Annotated in this window: 16 protein-coding genes and 1 riboswitch; of the genes, 6 read left to right on the forward strand and 10 right to left on the reverse strand. The window is 42.4% G+C overall.

The genetic code is table 11. From position 1 onward, the window contains the following. Positions 1–7: 7 nt before the first annotated feature. Entirely contained in the window at positions 8–1,384 is a 1,377-nt protein-coding gene (locus AC1MBV_RS14325) for an RsmF rRNA methyltransferase first C-terminal domain-containing protein (protein WP_480948788.1), read from the forward strand. A gap of 24 nt (positions 1,385–1,408) precedes the next feature. Next, on the forward strand, positions 1,409–2,281 hold the full coding sequence (locus AC1MBV_RS14330; RefSeq protein WP_480948576.1) for a S66 family peptidase: 873 nt from the start codon (positions 1,409–1,411) through the stop codon (positions 2,279–2,281). 218 nt (positions 2,282–2,499) lie between these two features. On the opposite strand, the gene AC1MBV_RS14335 is transcribed toward AC1MBV_RS14330, so the two are convergent. Both AC1MBV_RS14335 and AC1MBV_RS14340 read right to left on the reverse strand, forming a co-directional pair. Further along, entirely contained in the window at positions 2,500–2,790 is a 291-nt protein-coding gene (locus tag AC1MBV_RS14335; RefSeq protein ID WP_480948577.1) for a DUF5316 family protein, read from the reverse strand. 571 nt (positions 2,791–3,361) lie between these two features. Further along, complete coding sequence (locus AC1MBV_RS14340) at positions 3,362–3,901, reverse strand: isochorismatase family protein (protein ID WP_480948578.1); 540 nt, start codon at positions 3,899–3,901, stop codon at positions 3,362–3,364. A gap of 145 nt (positions 3,902–4,046) precedes the next feature. On the opposite strand from AC1MBV_RS14340, the gene AC1MBV_RS14345 reads away from it, so the two are divergent. Continuing rightward, on the forward strand, positions 4,047–4,844 hold the full coding sequence (locus tag AC1MBV_RS14345; RefSeq protein ID WP_480948579.1) for an arginase family protein: 798 nt from the start codon (positions 4,047–4,049) through the stop codon (positions 4,842–4,844). Between the two features lie 96 nt (positions 4,845–4,940). Here AC1MBV_RS14345 and AC1MBV_RS14350 read toward each other — a convergent pair whose 3' ends face one another. The 3 genes from AC1MBV_RS14350 to AC1MBV_RS14360 form a co-directional block, all read right to left on the reverse strand. Continuing rightward, complete coding sequence (locus AC1MBV_RS14350) at positions 4,941–5,450, reverse strand: type 1 glutamine amidotransferase domain-containing protein (protein WP_255748872.1); 510 nt, start codon at positions 5,448–5,450, stop codon at positions 4,941–4,943. A 129-nt stretch (positions 5,451–5,579) separates the two neighbouring features. Continuing rightward, complete coding sequence (locus AC1MBV_RS14355; RefSeq protein WP_480948580.1) at positions 5,580–6,428, reverse strand: TIGR03943 family putative permease subunit; 849 nt, start codon at positions 6,426–6,428, stop codon at positions 5,580–5,582. 13 nt (positions 6,429–6,441) lie between these two features. Continuing rightward, on the reverse strand, positions 6,442–7,410 hold the full coding sequence (locus AC1MBV_RS14360) for a permease (RefSeq protein WP_304654883.1): 969 nt from the start codon (positions 7,408–7,410) through the stop codon (positions 6,442–6,444). Positions 7,411–7,572: 162 nt separating this feature from the next. Between AC1MBV_RS14360 and AC1MBV_RS14365 the strand changes: the two genes are divergently transcribed. Next, entirely contained in the window at positions 7,573–8,343 is a 771-nt protein-coding gene (locus tag AC1MBV_RS14365; protein ID WP_255748875.1) for a MerR family transcriptional regulator, read from the forward strand. 52 nt (positions 8,344–8,395) lie between these two features. Here the strand turns inward: AC1MBV_RS14365 and AC1MBV_RS14370 are convergent, their stop codons facing one another. Then, a complete protein-coding gene (locus AC1MBV_RS14370; protein ID WP_480948581.1) occupies positions 8,396–9,238 on the reverse strand; it encodes a CAP domain-containing protein in 843 nt (280 codons plus the stop codon). Between the two features lie 39 nt (positions 9,239–9,277). After that, a riboswitch (cyclic di-GMP riboswitch) is annotated at positions 9,278–9,364 on the reverse strand. A 293-nt stretch (positions 9,365–9,657) separates the two neighbouring features. Here AC1MBV_RS14370 and AC1MBV_RS14375 point away from each other — a divergent pair. Further along, a complete protein-coding gene (locus AC1MBV_RS14375; RefSeq protein WP_255748877.1) occupies positions 9,658–10,293 on the forward strand; it encodes a cupin domain-containing protein in 636 nt (211 codons plus the stop codon). A 5-nt stretch (positions 10,294–10,298) separates the two neighbouring features. Here AC1MBV_RS14375 and AC1MBV_RS14380 read toward each other — a convergent pair whose 3' ends face one another. From AC1MBV_RS14380 to AC1MBV_RS14395, 4 genes are all read right to left on the reverse strand, one after another. Beyond that, positions 10,299–10,676, reverse strand: a complete 378-nt coding sequence (locus AC1MBV_RS14380; RefSeq protein WP_255748878.1) for a DnaJ family domain-containing protein — start codon at positions 10,674–10,676, stop codon at positions 10,299–10,301. Between the two features lie 17 nt (positions 10,677–10,693). Beyond that, positions 10,694–12,256 carry an FAD-dependent oxidoreductase gene (locus AC1MBV_RS14385; protein ID WP_480948582.1) on the reverse strand — a complete coding sequence of 521 codons (1,563 nt, stop codon included), beginning with the start codon at positions 12,254–12,256 and terminating at the stop codon, positions 10,694–10,696. A gap of 899 nt (positions 12,257–13,155) precedes the next feature. Next, entirely contained in the window at positions 13,156–14,019 is an 864-nt protein-coding gene (locus AC1MBV_RS14390) for a DUF4097 family beta strand repeat-containing protein (protein ID WP_480948583.1), read from the reverse strand. Positions 14,020–14,145: 126 nt separating this feature from the next. After that, positions 14,146–15,126 carry a Gfo/Idh/MocA family protein gene (locus AC1MBV_RS14395; RefSeq protein ID WP_480948584.1) on the reverse strand — a complete coding sequence of 327 codons (981 nt, stop codon included), beginning with the start codon at positions 15,124–15,126 and terminating at the stop codon, positions 14,146–14,148. A gap of 184 nt (positions 15,127–15,310) precedes the next feature. Here AC1MBV_RS14395 and AC1MBV_RS14400 point away from each other — a divergent pair, with 184 nt between their 5' ends. Further along, positions 15,311–16,603, forward strand: coding sequence for an O-antigen ligase family protein (locus tag AC1MBV_RS14400; protein ID WP_255748882.1), 1,293 nt, complete (start codon positions 15,311–15,313; stop codon positions 16,601–16,603). The last annotated feature ends 16 nt before the right edge of the window (positions 16,604–16,619 follow it).

Genomic DNA, 16,619 nt, shown 5'->3' on the forward strand with positions numbered 1-16,619 from the left:
TTTCTTGATTGATTTACCGGAAAATTTTACAAACAAAATGAGCGAGCTATTGGGAACGAATGAAGCGTACGCCTTTTTTGAAACCTATAATCATCATCGAGCGTTCGGCTTGCGCGCCAACCCATTAAAAATCAGTTCGAATGTACTAGCAAAAAGCACACCATTCCTGCTCGAGCAGATTCCGTTTTGCCCGAATGGTTTTTATTATAAAGAATCGGACGCACCCGGAAAGCACCCCTTTCATCAAGCCGGTGTTTACTACATTCAGGAACCAAGTGCAATGTTTGTTGCACAGACACTCAATCCCCAACCCGGAGAGCGTGTGCTCGATCTATGTGCCGCTCCCGGCGGAAAATCAACGCAGCTGGCTGGCATAATGAACAATACGGGTCTATTGATCTCGAATGAACCCTATCCGAAGAGAGCAAGAATACTTTCTGAGAATATTGAACGAATGGGCGTTGCCAACGCCATAATTACGAATGAAATGCCTGAGCGTTTGGCTCATTATTTCCCGGGCTATTTTGACAAAATTCTCGTTGATGCTCCGTGCTCCGGTGAAGGAATGTTTCGAAAAGATCCGGAAGCCATGCAGTATTGGAGTCCGCAGCATGTCGCAGAATGCGCCAGTCTGCAAACACAGATTCTGGAACAAGCCTATGTCATGCTGCGTACTGATGGCATTCTCGTTTATTCAACCTGCACCTTTTCACCAGAAGAGGATGAACAAATGATTGATGCCTTTCTTGAAAAGCATCCTGATCTTGAACTTTTACCGATTGATAAAACAGCTGGTGTAGCTGACGGCCGTCCGGAATGGTCGGATACCAAAAGATCTGAACTATCCAGAACGGCCAGGTTGTGGCCGCATAAGCTGCGCGGTGAAGGTCATTTTGCCGCTAAGCTATGCAAGCGTGGGGATGCTTCAACGTGCAAACAGTCGACAGCCTCATCTGTCAAAGAGAATTTGTTAAAGGACTACCGAGTATTCGAGAACAGCACGTTGACCAAGAAATTAACCGGACTTTTTCATTTTATCGGCAACCAGCTCTTTTTACTTCCTGATGGCTGTCCAAACATTGACAAGTTGAAAATTGTTCGAGCTGGCCTGCATTTAGGCGAGCAGAAGAAGAATCGTTTTGAGCCCAATCACGCGCTTGCGCTCGCACTGCCTGTAGAATCATTTAACAACCAAATGCCGTTAACTTATTCGGGTAAAGAGTGGGATCAATATCTTCGCGGTGAAACATTGCCCTTAAATGACAGCCGCAAGGGCTGGACTGTTGTAACGATTGACGGATTTCCACTGGGCTGGGGAAAAGCAGCTGCAGGAACCTTGAAAAATTTCTACCCGAAAGGCTTGCGCCGAAGAGGATTGAAATAATAACTGTGTAAGGAGTTGAACGATTTGTCTGTATTAAAAAGCGGAGATACGGTTGGTTTGATTTCGTGTTCGGATGGAATCTGCCGTGATGATCATTCAGTCTTAAACAAAATAGAACAACAATTGAATCAACTGGGTCTAAAAGTCAAGATTGCTGAAACTATTTATCGCGGTGCACATTCACCCTTCAGCGGATCTCCTCAGCTTCGTGCTTCTGAACTTCTTCGCCTATTTCGCGATTCAGAAATCAAAGCTGTATTTGACGTGTCGGGAGGCGACAGTGCCAATCAGATTTTGCCCTTTCTTGATTTCGATACCATTCGCGAAACAGCTGTTCCGTTTGTAGGTATCAGCGATTTATCCGTGATCAATAATGCGATTTATGCCAGAACGGGATTGCCAGCCTATCATTATCGCATTAAAAACCTTGCCGGCGGATTTGCCGAAACGCAGCGCACAATCTTTGAGCACACCTTTATGGGTGATGCATCTGCTCCAACCTTTAACATGCGATGGCTGCGCGGCAATCAGATGTCGGGCATTGTTATTGGCGGCAACATTCGTTGTTTTCTAAAGCTTGCAGGTACGAACTTTCTTCCTGATCCTGCCGGCAAAATCATTTTTCTGGAAGCGCTCGGAGGCGGCTCTGCACGTATGGCTTCACTTCTTGCTCAGCTCGATCAATTATCATTCTTTAACGAGTGCTCGGGTGTATTACTTGGCACATTTTCTGCCATGCAGGCAAAATCATCTGAGCCTTCAATTGAACAGCTCGTGCTTGAAATCACTGAACGCTGTCACTTGCCGTTAGCAAAGACCGAGCAGCTCGGTCATGGTGAAGATGCCCACTCCCTGCCGATCGGTCTGCCCATGAGGTTTGTTGAAACCAGACAGTGAGATGAAGGAATTTCTAAGGTCACTTGATATACATGAAAGATATTCTTGATTAAGAAAAGACTATGTGGCAAAAAGATAAAAAAGGCGAGGGATTAGCAAACATTGAATGTGGCAAAACCAAAACAGTACTTCTCCGTATCGATGCGGATCAACTGATCAATTCTATGAAGGAAGATATCGCAGTGCGACACACGGTGTCAATTTATTAAATCAGACTTTTAAGGAAAAATAAAAAATAATAAAATGCACACTGCAAACTGTGGTATGCCGAATGAAAAGAGCAGCCAGCCTCTCTTTAACCGATGTTTCGAATCCTCTTTATTTTCACTTGCAACATCTGCCTGGGTGCGATCCCCGCTAATGATCGCACCCACAAACATTCCGGATAGAATGAGGCAAACAACCGCAATACTAAATGCTATTGTTAAAATTGCACTGTGATAAGGTGTAAAAATGCCTAGAAGCAGTAATAAAAAGGCGACAGCGATTCCCGACCACAAAGTTTTCATTATGATTCGCCTCCTAATGAACTAAGTATAGCAAGAATGGGCGAAAAAAAAGCATTAATTTTCTGAACAAAAAAAATAACAATTTCTTCATAATTCGACAATTTTACCTTGTACTATAAGAAAGTATATAAATTTTAAGGAAAATAGTATAAGTGCAACTAAGTCTTCGCCTTCGTCAGAGGCTTGGCGAAGCCAAGTTTTCTAATAAATGAACCTGTAATCCTATCGTTCAAAAGAGCTAAAATGGATTGCTGCCTATAAACTTAATTTTCATTATTACTGCATTAAATCATTACAAAAAACAGTCACATGTCCGATCAGCATCCCAAGTGGATGACGATCAGATTTAGTGACTGCCAAGAAAAACAAAAAAGAGCCGCTTGTTCCTAAACTCAGGCACAAAGCGTTTTCTTACTCAGGTCTATATGACCTGTATCTGTCATAATAAATCAAATTGATAAAAAATGGAAGAACATCTATCTAATTGCCAACTTTTTGTCAATTATAATTTTTCCACAACAGGTTTACCGAACGAAATTTTATTGAAGGCACTGTTAGTGAATAATTGCCTTTAACTGTGCTCTGCATCCATCTCAGCGAAAAACTCCTGAAGTTCATTCACAGTGACCTCACCAGAGTTGTACAGAACCGTACAGATGAAATCGGGAATATCGAGATCATTCATTTCATAAGTTTTCCCTGTATTAACGCTGGCACACGCATCCTCAATCACACGCACCTTGAACCCATGTTCAAAAGCTGCAGCAGAATTAAAGAAAATACAATATTCCGCATTAAATCCGCACAGCACCACTTCATCAACACCTGCTTTTTGCAATTTTTCCTTTAAATCTGTGTGATAAAAAGCACTAGGCAGACTTTTTTCAATGATTTCTGCAGCATAAGGAGCAAGTTTGCGGCAAATGGCACTGCCGGGCGATCCATCTTGTATTAGACTGTGCGTATTTTCAACTTTATGACGAATGAAGAAAATCGGTTCATGACTATGTTTAAATCTATGTACCAAATAGTCAATACGGTCAATAACCTTCTCGAAGTCTCCTGAATCAACGAATCCTTGCTGAACATCAATAACCAGCAACGCACGCATTTTCTTGCCCCCGTCTTTTCTTATACCATTTCGTGCGGAACCTTGCCTTTCTCAGTTTCATTTTTTCATAGATTGCATTAAAATAGAAAATGGAAACGTTTTATTTATTGTGATCTTAATTGATTCGAGAAAGAAGTGTTTGCGCATGACTTTGTTGCATCATGATATCACATTCTGCAATTTTGACAACTCATATAAATCACAACCGCAGCTGCTTGCGGCATCGCCGCATCATTGGATTGATTTCACTCAGCTTCGCGGTACGCATCTCTATTGCTCGCCCGAAGCATTTACTCACATCCGCGACAAATTAAGCACTGTTCCTGATCATGGTTTGACCTTCTGGGGCAGCGGAAACTATCACTATGCAACACTCGCATTATTAAAGAATATCCGTCGTCCCTTCTCACTGGTTCTGTTTGATCATCACACGGATCTGCAGGAAGGACGAATCGGCTCACTGCTCTCATGCGGCTCATGGGTGCGCCATGCACTTTCCCAGCTTGCAAATCTCCAAAAAGTCGTCATCATTGGTCCCGATTCGAACGAAGCATTGATGGGACATATAACCGAACGATCTCGGATTGTCATCTTCCCGGAAGAACGATTTCCCACACCGGAACAGTTATTGAACGCTCTTACGACAGATCATATTTATGTCAGTATCGACAAGGATATTCTGTCCGAAAACGATGCGAAAACAAATTGGAATCAAGGAACCGTTTCCATAGACAGCCTCATACCCCTACTTGGTGTATTAATAGAAGAAAAATGTGTGGAAGGATTGGATGTATGCGGTGAGTGGCCGATTCGGCCCCATCAACAATTTGATCATCAAACACGAACCTGGATCAACAAAAATGAGTACAGTAATCTAAGTATCGCCCGTGCATTTATGCGTCAAGTTCAAAATCGCGGAAAACAATCGAAGCATGTCATTTAATTGATTAACAGTCGCTATCTTTCATAAAAATTAGTAATGAAAAAACCGCTGCTCTTCAGAAAAATCGAAGAAGCAGCGGTTTTTAATTCACCCGTATTATGCGAGAACCTTCAAGCTTTCGCGATTAAATGCGGGAATGTCATCAGGAGTCCTGCTCGTCACAAGATTGTGGCAAACGACGACTTCCTCATCTTTGTACTTTGCACCGGCATTCTTCAAATCAACCGCAATTGATTTGTAACCGGTAATGTTGCGGTCTTTAATGGCTTCAGCTGTAATCAGCAGCTGCGGACCGTGACAGATTGCGAAAACACCTTTATCTTCGTTCATAAATGCCTTTGTGAATGCAACAAAGCGATCATCGTCGCGCAGATTATCCGGTGAATAGCCCCCGGCGATTAATAAAGCATCAAAATCGCTTGGTTTTACTTCATCGATCGAAGCATCAGCCGTCACTTTCGCACCATGCTTGCCGGTAATTACCTCACCTTTAGATTTTCCAATAACAGTGACTGTGTGACCTGCTTCCTCATACGCTTTTGCCGGTCCCGTGAATTCAACATCCTCAAAATCATTTGCAAGTACTGCAGCAATTTTCTTTGCCATGTAAATCCTCCTCACTATCATTTGGAATGAACCTGTCCAAAATATGGAGCGAACAAACAGGCAATTCCAAGTTCACAGCTTTTATTATAGGTAATTTTAGGCAGTGTATTCAAGAAATCTGCTTAGCCATTAATACTTCCGATAGGCATAAGGCGATTTCGGCTTTTCAACTTGCTTCCATTTGGTCACCTTAATTACAGGAATGGTCTGTTTAAACGGTTGATAATAGGTTTCGGTCAACGTTCCCTCAGCGCGCATCCATGTGTCGTCCTTGTAATCAACATTATGCGGGAATTGAACCATCAAGCCGAAAACCCCTGCATCAGCAATACAATGAATAATGCCGAAGCGAAAAAGAAATAATTGATTCTTTTCCAATGAATCACCATGGTAGACGAATCCCATTATGGAAATCTTCTTATTTGAAAAATCACCAGGATAATTGTAAACCGCTTCAAGCGCACGAAGAAAATTATCGTCATTGAGATACAAATAGTTCGGTTTGCTGTATTTTACCATATCTGACTTCAGCATTTTTTTGTACGTGCTGCTCTCATAATATTGGCTTGTGTCCGGTTTCAGAATTTGGTGATTTGCATACTGATCCTTGTCATTGTCGATTTCTGCGAAATGAAATCCCTTTGCGCGGACAATCGTTGAATCCAATGTTGCGATCGGCAAAAACAAGCCGGTAATGAGTGGAAAGATAACTAAGGCATAGGTTAAACCTTTTTTCCACCATGTATTATTCTCATGACTGTGATCGTGTCCAAACAGCTTTTCTTCCACTTTGGCATGCACCTTGCCGCCTTCGACGTTCCATTTCACTATTTGATAGACAGCCATAAAGCCGATAATAAAAATCATTGAAAAAGACAAATAGCCATAACGCATATTAATGTATTTGCTGATGTCTCCGGTAAGATGCAGATGCAAAAACAGGTAGGCAAATCCAAAAAGAATGATAAAACGAATCATGACCGGCCCCTCCTTAAATGAGCAACGCGCCTGCAAACACGCAGACAAAAATCAGCGTGATTAGCACAGCGACGAATTTCTTTTTAAATGTCGAGAGCATCATAATCAAGTTCTTAATATCAACCATTGCACCGAACACAAGAAATGCAGTCAATGGTCCCGGAGGAAAGGTGCTTCGGAATGATGAGGCAACAAAGGCATCAGCCTCAGAACAAAGCGACATAATAAAGGCAAGTATCATCATGACGAGAATAGCTGTAAAGGGTGTATTGGCAAATGAGAGCAAAATACTTTGTTTGATATAGGTCTGCATCGCTGCGGCTATAAATGCACCAAATACTAGATATTTACCAACGGAAAAAAATTCGTCAATAGCATGATCCATTGTACCTTTGAATTTTTCTATAAACGAAATTCGTTCTGAAGCTGCGGCTTCATCATGGTGAAGATGGTACTTTTCTATTTTTTTATCCACATAGTCTCTCAATTGATTTTCGGGAAATAAATAGGAAACTAGAATTCCGACGGCGATGGATACCGCAATCGCCAGACCAGCTCGGTAGAATACCATCTGCCAGCTGCTTCCGAAAGCGATATACGTCGCAAACAGCACCACTGGATTAATAATCGGACCGGCAAGCATGAATGCGATTGCTGCATGCAGCGGAACCTTCTTCTTCACTAGTCGCTCGGTGATTGGGACAATCCCACACTCACAAGCAGGAAAAAGAGAACCCATGCATGTTCCGAAAACGACCGATCCTATTCTGTTCTTCGGTACAATGCGCGCAAGCAAAGAATCGGTAACAAACATCTGAATGATTGCAGAAATAAACACCCCGATAATGATGAAGGGGACTGCTTCAATAATAATACTGATAAAGATTGTGTTTAATTGGAGAAATGAATGACTGAACACTAAGATCACTCCGTTCAAGGGAACTGATTGAAGAATGTCACCAATACCTTCCTTTATACGCATCAATAAAAACACTCCCAAGTCTACCACTGCATGCTGATGATGACAAAACTATGTTTTATTTTGTAAGATTTAATTCAAAATGAATATCAGATTAATTTCTAACAAAAGTCTTGAGGTTGACGCTGCGTCAAGGTGTAAAGTAAAGGTGTCAGGAGGGGTTCCATGAACTATACAATCAAACAGCTCAGTGATTTAGCCGGCGTAAGCGGACGCACACTGCGATTCTATGACAAGATCAATTTGCTGAAACCGGAGTCCATTAACACTTCCGGATATCGGATTTACGGACCAAAACAAGTGGATCGTCTGCAGCAGATTCTCTTTTTTCGTGAATTAAAATTTAGCCTCAAAGAAATATCTGACATTTTATCTGCGGACGATTTTAATCGAGTGGACGCCCTGACTGAACAGCGTAAGAAATTAATTGCGGAGAAAAAGCGCCTTGATCAACTGATCGCGACGATTGAAAAAACGCTCGCTTCGCAAAAAGGAGAGACCGTTATGAGTGATCAAGAAAAATTTGTAGGCTTTAAAAAGAAGATGCTCGATCAGAATGAACAGAAATACGGTAAAGAGATTCGTGAAAAATACGGAGAAGAAACAGTGAAGAAGTCCAATCAACAATTCGCCAATATAAGCAAGGAAGATTATGAAAAAACGGTAATGATCCAAAATGAGATGTTTGAAAATCTAAGAGAAGCACTCAGTTTGAATGATCCGGAGAGCAGTTGTGCTCAGAAAGCAGCGGATCTTCACCGGCAATGGCTCAGCTTCTTTTGGCCAAAGGGAACCTATTCAAAAAAAGCCCATGCAGGACTTGCCCAAATGTACGTCGATGATCCGCGTTTTACAAAGTATTACGAAAACAATGTCGCAAAAGGAGCTGCGGAAATGCTCCGTGATGCCATACAGATCTACACTGCGAAACCGTAACCGAAACGAAAAGAGCCCTGACAATGTCAGAGCTTTTTTCTATTCATGAACTTTAATCAGAGAAATCTTGTGTAAAGAAAGCCCAACCGTCTGAGCTGCCGTTCTTTTGTCCATAGACAACTCCGACACCAATATATTTATATTGAGGCTTTAGGATATTTGCACGATGATCCGGAGAATTCATCCAATCATTCATCGTCGCTTGAGCACTCCAAATCTGATCCCATCCGAAATAGTTTACATCACCTTTAGCATAGGCCACGTTCTGTCCTGCTATTGTATTCCGTGAGAAATTCATCATGCCGTGGCTCATTGCACTTTTGCTAAACTGCTGATGACTCCATTGACGGGCAAAGCTTTGAAGTTCCGGCTTTACTTGAAGTGCCTGCAGTCCATTTTGTGCGCGAACATTATTTACAAGCGAGACAATCTGTTGTTCCACTGATGCATTATATTGACCGGGAGCAGTTGTCTGAGCCTTTGGCGCAGCAGCTTTAACTGGTGCTTTTGCTGCTGTCTTTACCGGCGCTTTTTTTACAGCAGCCTTATGTACCGTTGCTGTCTTCTTAACTGCTTTCTTTACTGCTTTTTTAACCGTCTTTTTCTTCTTAACTGACTTCTTTGCTTTCTTTACGGTCTTCTTTATCGATTTTTTCTTTACGCTCTTTTTAATACTTTTCTTAACTGCAGGCTTTTTCGCCTTTTTCTTTGCATGCTTCTTGACCGTTTTTGCTTCAACACCGCTTGTAATCGACTCGTTCTGTTGAACAACTGGTTGGGATTGTTTCGTTGAGCCGGCAGTTGACTTCGACTGATCCGCGTTTGATATGGAGGCGGTTGTCAGGGATAGAATAATAATCAATAAACCTACTAAAGTATGCTTAAAAAAACGCATAATAAAAAAATCTCCTCTCATTTACGTTTGATAATCAAATACGGCGGCCCAGCCATCCTAGCGAATATTCGCCTTAGATCTGTGACTTTGCGTCACTACTTTTCAGTAGCTTTGCCCTTTAGAAAAAAGATTTCTTTCTAAAGTATTAGGTTAATTTAACTATACAACAATCTATTTTTTATTACAATATTAGATTTGCTTCTTTAATAGAATACTTGACAAAAGTTCTTGTTTTTTTGATGGACGCTGAGATGAACGCAAACATTCACACTCTGACCAATAAAATCGTCAATCTATCACCAATCTTAAAAAGCTACTAAACTGAAGATATTTAAAAAGTGCTTGCAAGCAGATCATTATTATCAAAATATTCGGGGTGTTATACTAATTGGTAAATCCTATCGAAGGAGGAATTCATCATGCAGAAATGGGTTCAAATAGCCGGTATTGCTCCGCTCCTGATTCTTTCCGCCTGCGGAAGCAATTCAGCCTCAAACACTCATTCAGCAGACAAAGCGAAGACATCAGTTTCTGAGCAGCACGAACCACAAGGACAAAACAACTTCGTCAAAGTGAAAACTTACACATTTAAAGATGACGGAACCATTCCCAACAATCCGTATTTTCAGGTCTTGGTTTATCCCGGTGCATTTAAAGGAAGGACCGGGCAGATTGTGAACACTTTCAAGAAAAACAATTGGGGCAATAACTGGGTCGACGGTGTCTTTCCTTTTCATCACTTTCACAGCACATCTCATGAAGTACTCGGTGTTATTTCAGGACATGCAACACTGATGATTGGCGGAGAGAAGGGCAAAAAACTCAAAGTGTCGGCTGGTGATGTACTTGTTCTTCCCGCAGGAACTGGGCATAAAAGGCTCTCTGCAAGCAGCGATTTTTCCATTGCCGGCGGATACCCGAACGGACAGGATTATGATACACAAACTAAAGAAACTCCGACATTCAAGAAAAATATTAGCAAGGTTGGAAAACCAAAACAGGATCCTGTTTATGGGAATCGTGGACCGCTTCTGACAATCTGGAAGAAAAAATAAGTATTTCAGAAGAAATGAAGCCGATTGAAAATGCGCGTACGATAGCTCTGAAAAGCTGATGAATGGGCGATCGAACGTTTTTCCATCAATTGGTTGAATTTTAATTGTTTATAGCGCAGCTGCTTATTCAGGCGGTCGCGCTCCTTATCATCTTCACAGCACTGGAGCAAGTCATTCAGTGTGACCATATCTTTTTTAATTTGCAATTCTTCAGGAAGCATGCCGGCATTTTTCAACACCTTGTAACCGGCACGCAGATCTTTCGGCACCGCCGACAGATCTTCAAGCACAAGCGGCTTTCCTTTACCCGGAAGATGGTCGAACGCACCTGCTTTTAAGCCTTCCTGAATTTTCTCTTCAGCCATGATTTCGATAATGCCCATCGTTAACACTCCCGTTCTTAGGTATTCTGTGTTTTGCTTTGATGATCAGACTCCGAAAAAAGCAATGCTAATGATTCTTTCGCCGGACCGTCGAGCACTTCTCCATTGGCTTTGAAGCGCGAGCCGTGGCAAGGGCAATCCCATGTCCGCTCGTCTTGATTCCAGTTTACTTCGCAGCCCATGTGGGAGCAAGTCGCATCAACTACAGTTAAGTCCCCGTGCTTGTCGCGGTACGCGCCGACCTTTCGTCCATGAAGCGATGCGATCATGCCACAATCTCGTTGCAAGTGATCGTCAAGCGGTGCAGGTTTGCTGACCTTCCCTTTAATCAGCTGCCCGGCGGTTTTCATATTTTCAACGAGGAAGCTTGCGAGCATTGGCGCCGCTTCAAACCGAGCGGGGCTGAACAGCTCTGCATATGAGTTCGCGCGTTCCAGGACCAAGTCAGTCATGAGCTGAGCAGCTAACGTGCCTGTGGTCATTCCCCATTTATGAAAACCTGCGGCAACCAAAATGCGCGGATTATTATTTGCAAGTCTTCCTATATAAGGGACTTGATCCAATGTCGTGAAATCTTGGGCAGACCAATGTGCTGCCGCCGTCTCCAATCCAAAATGCGTGGAGGCAAAGTCTGCTAATCGCTGGTAATGGTCAGCCATTGATTCGCCGCGCCCTGTTTTATGATTTTCACCGCCGATTAAAAGATAGTTCTTGTGGTTAAGACGCAATCCGCGAATGGAACGCTTCGGCGCGCCAGCACTAATATACATTCCATCAGGAGGATCACCGGCTGTCTCGCAAGCAATCAAGTAGGAGCGTTCCGGGAACATACGAGAAAAATAAAAACGGTTGTCGTAGAAAGGAAAATGAGAGCAGATCAGCACATGCCGGCAGTGTATCCCGAACCCTTGCTTGGTCATTACAAACGGCTCAGATTTCTGATTTTGTATATCCGTTGCCCATGTTTCTTCAAAAATGGGTACATTCAATTTCACAAGATCTGCAAGCAGTTCATGCAGATACATCAGCGGATGAAACTGCGCCTGTCCAGGCATGATGATTGCGTTTTTGATTTCTAAGGGGAGATCAATTGAATGCGCCATTGATCCCAAAATTCCAAGCCGATCGTAAGCTTCCTTTTCTTTCTCAATTTGTTTTTCTTCCTGTTCTGTCGTCGCGTAAACTACTGCCGGTTGGATTTCATAATCGCATTGAATACTGCGGTCGCTCACATGCTTGCCAATCCAATGAAGTGCCTCTTTATTTGCTTGGTAATAGAGCGCCGCTTTTTCTTCGCCAATGGTACTGATGAGATGATCATAAATTAATCCATGTTGCGCTGTGATCTTCGCGGTCGTATTGCCGCTTGTACCTCCGGCAATACGATCAGCATCAATTAACATAACCGAAACACCGCTTTTTGCAAGCATGTAGGCTGCTGTAATTCCGGTAATACCGGCACCGACAACCAGTGTGTCGGTTGTTTTATTTTCTTTCAATGGACTGAATACCGGCAGATGAACCGTGTCCCGCCACAAGGATGAGGTGTCGTCTGAAAAATTCGTGTTCTGCTGCTCCATGCGGATCATCCACCTTTCTTTTTCCGTTCAGAATCATCAAAAGACAGTGTCTCCTAAGCGCAAGAAAATATGCGTATCAGTCACAAATACACATCATGTTTGATATAGCTCCATGAACATCATCGTACTTAATGACTAAATGTATCCGTTCCGTTCATAAGAAAAACCGAGCAAAAAGCGCCCGGTCCTTCATTAAGTAACGAGTAAAATAAGTGGAGATTTTCCGGTTATATGCACCATGGCGTTAGTTTTGCCTGTAAATAAGGGTAATTTTTCCGCTTATTCAGAGAAAAAACCTCTATTTTTACGTTTTTCGATTCAATAAGGGTAATTTCTCCGTCTATTTAAGCGATTTTACCATTCATTTTCAATTTAAGCGGAATTTTTCCGTCTATTTCTCAGATTGGGCGCTTGCCTGATCGTCCACCTGAATCTTATGACGCTGATCATTGTACCAGCAAGGCAGAACGATATACTTTCTTTACTTGTTAGAAAAACCGGGCAAAAAGCGCCCGGTCCTTACGTTCACAGGATGTGATGGCTTTCGCGTTGCATACAGGACGTATGCGTAGTTAGCGAAAGTTCCTTTGCTCCAAATACGGTTTTTAATCATCAACCTTGTGCTTGAACAGACATTTCTATTTCATAAAGTATTCTGGTCCTTCATTAAGTAACGAGTAAAATAAGCGGAAATTTTCTGGTTATATGCATCATGACGCTTGTTTCGCGGGTAAATAAGGGGAATTTTTCCGTTTTTTTATCAGATTGGGCACTTACCTGATCGCCCAACCAAATCTTATGACGCTGATTATTGTACCAGCAAGGCAGAACGATAAACTTCCTTATCTTACAAAAGAAGCTTCGTCGGGTCTATCTCACCCGTCGAAGCTTTTGATTGCTTATTTTAGACTGAAATCTCCTGAACTTGTTCGGACTTTGATCTTATATTTGCCGTCGCCTTTTTGCCCGAGGATAAAATGATCGCTTTTCTCTTCATAAAGCATATCTTTAAACTGTACAGAACCATCACCTGAAGCTCCATGATAATAAACGGAAACTGAATCGGGCTCATCCCTGAAAGTAACCGTGACATCACCACTACTTGTTTCAAAGTTCAAATTGCCGATAAGCTCGTCACAAGTCAAGTCAATATCACCGGAACTGGCCGAAGCATCCAGATCGCCGCAACAGTCCGTTACTGTTATGTTACCCGAATGCGTGAGCAGTCTCAGATCATCTGCAGACGATTTGTTCAGACGAACATCACCACTCGACGTGTTCGCGTTCAGCCTTTCCTTTACATGTGTATCGCGAATAGTCAGATCACCGCTTGATGTCGTCGCATTTAATTCTTGATTTGCGGCACAATGCACCAGTTCAATATCACCTGAATGACATGAGAAATTCATCTGATTCGTTACAAGTTCATATGCGCTGATGTCGCTTGATTGACCGTCTACCACAATACGGTTATAGAGTTGTGTCGGCAACTCGATAACAACTTTTACACTTGAGAACCTAAGCGCATTGAGTCGAGCGAGCCAATCCTGTCTGTTACGAATAATACGAATCTCTAATTTATCATCCTTTTTATTGATCACCAGTTCAACAGGGCAATTCTGTACATCCAGATCTCCCGTCCAAACCTGGGCTTTTAAAAGCGTCTCTTCTGTCTGAATCAGTTCAACATCCGTTGATGAGGTGTTGACAATAAGATCATCAATTCCTTTCATATCGACAGTTTTCTCTAATATGCTCTGCATGTCGATCACGCCTTTCGAAACGATTAATTCTTTAATGTTTTTACTTTAACCGTTAATTAAGTTAACGTGATCAGTCGCAGGTCTGAATTTAATACCTGCCGCAGTCTAGATCTTTTAAAACTATCGTTAATCATTTGGAAAAATGATGCCGCTCTGCTTCCGTGCCGAACTCATGGTTTTGATAACGCTCCGACTGAGTGAGCGAAGACGTAAATACTCTTGTTTATCGTTCTGTTCAAGGATATCCGCAAAATTGCTGATTTCATAAATTTTATCGTCTTCTTCAAAATGGGTTGCAATCGGCTGTACCTCTTTATTATGGGCATCAATCCACTCAAGGCGTGCGATATTGGATGAATTATTGATCCGGAACGTTCCTTTTTCACCATGAATTTCCGATGGTGCATCAGAATGAGCGATCTTCGAGCAAAGGATCGTACATATAAATCCTGGATAAGTGAGCACCAACGTACCTCCACCATCAATACCATTGGATAATTTGACCGGATAATAAACGGCCTGCTCCGGTTCGCCGAATAGAGCGACTGCTACATAGGTCGGGTAAACGCCAAGATCTTGCAGTGCTCCCGCTGCAAATTTCGGTGAGAAGATGTTTGTAATCTCTCCGTCCAGAAATTTATCATAGCGCGAGGAATACTGAATGAGCTGCAGAAGAGCGGAACGAAGCTGTCCCGCACGCGGCAGCTCCTGCTGCAATCTTTTAAAAACCGGCGTCTGAATGTTGCGGATGGCTTCAAATAAATACACGTGATGTTCATCTGCAAGTTTCACTGCCTCATCAAATTCTTTTAAATTAGCAAAAATCGGTTTCTCACATATAACATGTTTTCCGCCGCGCAACAGGACTGACACTTGTTGAAAATGCAGCCCATTCGGAGACGCGCAATAAATGACATCCACATCTTTACTTGCAGCCAGATCTTCGAGTGTCGTGAACCACCGGCTCCCACCAAATTTTTCTGAAAACTGCTTTGCTTTTTCCTCCGACCTAGAATAGGCACCGACATAATCGAACCGCCCTGTCTTCTTAACCGCTTTCACAAATTGTTGCGTAATGCTGCTTGTTCCTATAGTGGCAAGTTTCATTGTCTTCCCCCTGCTTGATCATTTTTATTACACTAATTATAACGATCGATGTATAATTTTGGTAGCCCTTACATCGATAAACCCACAAATATATAAATTTCCCCACAAACTTAATATAGATGATCAATTTAAAGTATAAGTAATGATGCAGAGATAACGAAAACACAATTCGGAGGACGAATTTATGATGAACGGACTTGATAAAGTCAAACAAAAGCCTTTTATTTTAGGGTTTATCCTATTATATGTGCTCCCGCCTATCGGAATGGCTTGGTTTGTCGGCTGCGCCATCCTGGAATGGCGCAGTCAAATTTCGAAAAAACATGCGCTGCCTACCGATCTCATCAGCCTTTTGCTTGCCTTAATGGCCATAGCGTCGATCGGTTCTGTACTGATTAATTGGCAAGTTACTGATCTTCTTTCCACGCTCATTCTGATTGGTTACCTTGGGATCTACATGTATTGGCTGCGTCATCCCGAACATCTTCATATAAGACAATTTGTGTGGATTACAATTTGGGGCGGAGTTTATATTTTCTTCTCGGAAAAAGTATTGAATCTGATTCCTCATGATTCAATTGTCGGAACAGCGGTTTCCTTCTTAACCGGACATTTTTTATTTGGATACAGGGGTATGCCGCGTTTATACGGATCAACGTTCAATCCGAACTATGCCTGTTACCTGTTAATACTCGCACTCGCTTTTCTTTCAGTCGAACTGTTGCGAGCCTTGCAGCTAAAAAACAAGCAGCTTATTGTCTTGTCACTTTTGATTCTTCCGATTCTTGATCTAGGTATCTATCAAACGGGATCGAGAGCCGGATTCGCCATTATGTTCCTGATTCACCTTTTGTTCCTTTATAAGCTGAGCATTCGGGCATTCATTCCCGTTGCTGCCCTTGTTATGATCAGTGCTCCATTTCTCTACCAATGGATGCCGCGATCAGGCGGAACAGAATCATCGATGGCAAAACGGATTGAAATTTGGGGCAACAGCTGGCATATTTTTACGGAGAATCCGTTCTTCGGTGCCACTACGTTTGGCTTCGGCAGAGATTATGCGGCACTTAATGGCGAGATGATTCCGCATGCTCATGATCTGTTTCTGTCCGTTCTTTCTTCATCGGGCATTTTTTGCGGTCTGTTTTTTCTTGCTGTCATTGTCATTAATACGTTCCAGCTGTTCAAAGCGCAGCGAATGAGTGCTAAGACCAACTATTCAGCAGCACTGTTTCTCTTTTCATTGCCGACCATCATTCTGTATGGCATTATGGACTTCACCTTGTCCTCGCCTCAAGTTATGATTATGGTTCTTGTGCTGCTTTCCTACTGGGTAAGATATTCGGCACGCATGAATCAATTCGCGCGCCTGCACAAGACCATAAAACTGGTTCTAGGCAATAGAGTTCACTTCGGAAACAGAAGGCGGCAAAAACCCGCAATGCTGCAGACATTCAAAGGAGCATCTGGCAGGTAAGATCAATTAATGATAT

Source organism: Sporolactobacillus sp. PKPK-6 (assembly GCF_056678885.1).